Origin of the sequence: Microbacterium sp. ZXX196, assembly GCF_009709595.1 — a bacterium.
Classification (GTDB): Bacteria; Actinomycetota; Actinomycetes; order Actinomycetales; family Microbacteriaceae; genus Microbacterium; species Microbacterium excoecariae.
This window is the reverse complement of record NZ_WMEE01000025.1, coordinates 1-2,645: the sequence shown is the minus strand read 5'-3', so window position 1 is coordinate 2,645 and position 2,645 is coordinate 1. Positions and strand designations below refer to the sequence as shown.

The window sequence follows — 2,645 nt, the reverse complement described above, 5'->3', positions numbered from 1 at the left end:
CCAGGGACCACGCATGCCCCAATCCTTACGACTGAAAATCGAAAGGTCACCGGATCGACGCCGGTCGGAGCCACAAGGGTGATCGTTACAATCATCCCAGAAACCCCCGCGTAGCTTCTACATCGCGGGGGTTTTGCTTTGCCCGGGGGCATCGGCGGTGCATTCGCGCGGTCCGGAGCCGCCGGGCAGCGCCCCGGTCGCGCATATGCACGCCGACAACCGGAGCCGCACGCTACGCCTCGAGTGCCGCGCGGGTGTAGGCGACGGCTACGATCGCGTTCGCGTGGCCGTGCCCGAGCCCGTGGGCCTCCTTCAGCCACGCGACGACCTGGCCGTGGCGCTCGCCGCGCTCCAGGCGGTCGGCGACGAGGTCGAGCCACGCCTGCACCGGCCGCCCGTAGGTCATCTCGATGCTCGGGAAGTAGGACGCAGGGCCCTTCGGCTTGTTCGCCGGGTCGATATCGGGTGCGGTGACGCGCGAGGTCATGGGCCCATCGTGGCGCCGGGCGCGGGCGGTGTCCAGGGGCCTCGGCAGCCACCGATAGCCTGAATCGTGGGACCCGGATCCGCCGGGAGGCCCGGGAGGGAGCACCGTTCTCGCGATCGCGATCATCGCTGCGCTGATCCTGGTGTGGTCGGCCGTCTCCCGCCCGCTCGATCGACGCGGGGTCACCTCGGCGCTGTTCTTCACCGCCGCGGGGGCGACGGTCGTGGCGCTCTGGCCGAGCGCCGTGGACCTCGACATCGACACGCTCGGGGCCGAGCACGTCGCCGAGGTCGCGCTCTGCCTCCTCCTCTTTAGCGACGCAACGCGGCTCGACCTCGCGACGCTGCGGCGCGAGGCGGGCTGGCCCGCGCGGCTCCTGCTCATCGGACTCCCGCTCGCCATGATCGCGGGGGCCGCCGCCGGCTTCTTGCTCTTCCCGGACCTGCCGCTCGCCGCGGTACTCCTCCTCGCCACGATGCTCGCCCCCACGGACGCCGCGCTCGGGCGCAAGGTCGTCTCCGACGAGGCCGTCCCCCCACGCGTGCGCCAGGCGCTCGACGTCGAGAGCGGGCTCAACGACGGGCTCGCCGTGCCCTTCTTCCTCGTCGCGCTGACGTACGCCGAGTCCGCGGGAACCGGCGGCGTCGCGGCGGCGGTGCTGACCAACATGGCCCAGCAGATCGGATGGGGCGTTCTCGCCGCCGCGATCGCGGGCTTCGGCGGCGGCGCGCTCTATCGCGTGGCCGATCGTCGGGGGTGGATCGCCCACGATTGGCGATACGTCCTCCCCCTGGCCGCCGCGCTCCTCGCCTTCGCGATCGCCAGCGTCCTGGGCGGGAGCGTGTTCATCGCGGCGTTCGTCGCAGGGCTCGCGTTCGGACGCGTCGTGGGCCCGCACCGCTCGGGCGTCGGCGTGCTCGCCGAGGAGGCCGGCGAGCTGTTCGCGTCCGCCACCTGGATCGCGTTCGGCGGGCTCGCGCTCGTCCTCACCGGGCCGCATCTCACGTGGCAGGTCATCGCCTACGCCATCCTGAGCCTCACGCTCGTGCGGATGATCCCGGTCGCCCTCTCGCTGATCCGCAGCGGGGCGCGGATCCCCACCGTCCTGTTCATCGGGTGGTTCGGGCCACGCGGACTCGCGTCGCTCGTCTTCCTCCTGATCGCCTCGGAGTCAGCCTTCCCCGGATCCGACACGGTCCGCACCACGGTCGTCGTCACCGTCGCGGCGAGCGTCCTCCTGCACGGGCTCACCTCCGTTCCCCTCGTCGCGCGCTACAGCGCGTGGTACTCCGCCCGCACGCCGCGCGGCGAGTCCGCGCCCGCCGCGCTCCCGCGGCCGCGGCGTGCGCAGTCGGGGTAGCACCGGCTGTCGATTGTCCGATTGTTGACCGTCCGGATAGGGTGGAGAACCGTGCCCATCGGCACCCCGCTTGTGAGGCGACGACCGCCCCGCGGGTGCCCTCGGGTCACTGCCTCGCCGGCGGCCGACCTGGCGCTCCGCGCGGGTATGCGCCAGCATGCGGTTCACGACAGACCGACGCACCAGGAGGCAGACGCGTGAGTTCACCAGCCGCCGCGCCCGGCGATTCGTCCGGCGCCCCGCACACCCCCACGCACATCGACCCGATCAGCGGAGACGCGCTCGAACTCGATCCGGCCGTCACGGCGGTGCCGCGGCGCATGCACATCGCCGAGGACGACACCGACGAACAGATCACCGAGAAGCTGCGGCGCCAGGGCGTCCGCATCGGCAAGGGCATGATCGCGCCGCGGGTGTTCTGGCCCGCCCTCGGCGTCATCCTCGCCGTGACGCTCGTCGCGATCCTTCTCCCCGAGGGCACGAGCGAGGTCTTCACGACGATGCAGGACTGGATCGTCCGCGACCTCGGCTGGTACTACATGCTCGTCGTCGGCGCGTTCGTCGTGTTCGCCATCGTCATCGCGTTGTCAAAGCTCGGCACGGTCAAGCTCGGGCGGGCCGACGACACACCCGAGTTCGGCGTGATGTCGTGGTTCGCCATGCTCTTCTCCGCCGGCATGGGCATCGGCCTCATCTTCTACGGCGTGGGCGAGCCGCTCACCTAGGGTGTGTCTGACAATTGCCGGGTCCAGGCGATGACGGCGTTGAGGATGACGGCGGCGCGGTAAACGACGGCGA

General features: G+C 71.3%; 3 protein-coding genes. 2 read left to right on the top strand and 1 reads right to left on the bottom strand.

Annotation, left to right across the window (positions count from 1 at the left end):
• Positions 1–232 precede the first annotated feature (232 nt).
• Positions 233–487: a DUF4287 domain-containing protein gene (locus tag GJQ66_RS12075; protein ID WP_155049612.1), complete on the bottom strand. Its 255-nt coding sequence runs from the start codon at positions 485–487 to the stop codon at positions 233–235.
• A gap of 115 nt (positions 488–602) precedes the next feature.
• On the opposite strand from GJQ66_RS12075, the gene GJQ66_RS12070 reads away from it, so the two are divergent.
• Together GJQ66_RS12070 and GJQ66_RS12065 are read left to right on the top strand one after the other, a co-directional pair.
• On the top strand, positions 603–1,847 hold the full coding sequence (locus GJQ66_RS12070) for a cation:proton antiporter (protein ID WP_368732936.1): 1,245 nt from the start codon (positions 603–605) through the stop codon (positions 1,845–1,847).
• 197 nt (positions 1,848–2,044) lie between these two features.
• Positions 2,045–2,572: a BCCT family transporter gene (locus GJQ66_RS12065; protein WP_368732935.1), complete on the top strand. Its 528-nt coding sequence runs from the start codon at positions 2,045–2,047 to the stop codon at positions 2,570–2,572.
• The last annotated feature ends 73 nt before the right edge of the window (positions 2,573–2,645 follow it).

Excerpts from the sequence above, each read along its gene's own strand:
- GJQ66_RS12075 (WP_155049612.1), bottom strand. The coding sequence starts at position 487 with ATGACCTCGCGCGTCACCGCACCCGATATCGACCCGGCGAACAAGCCG.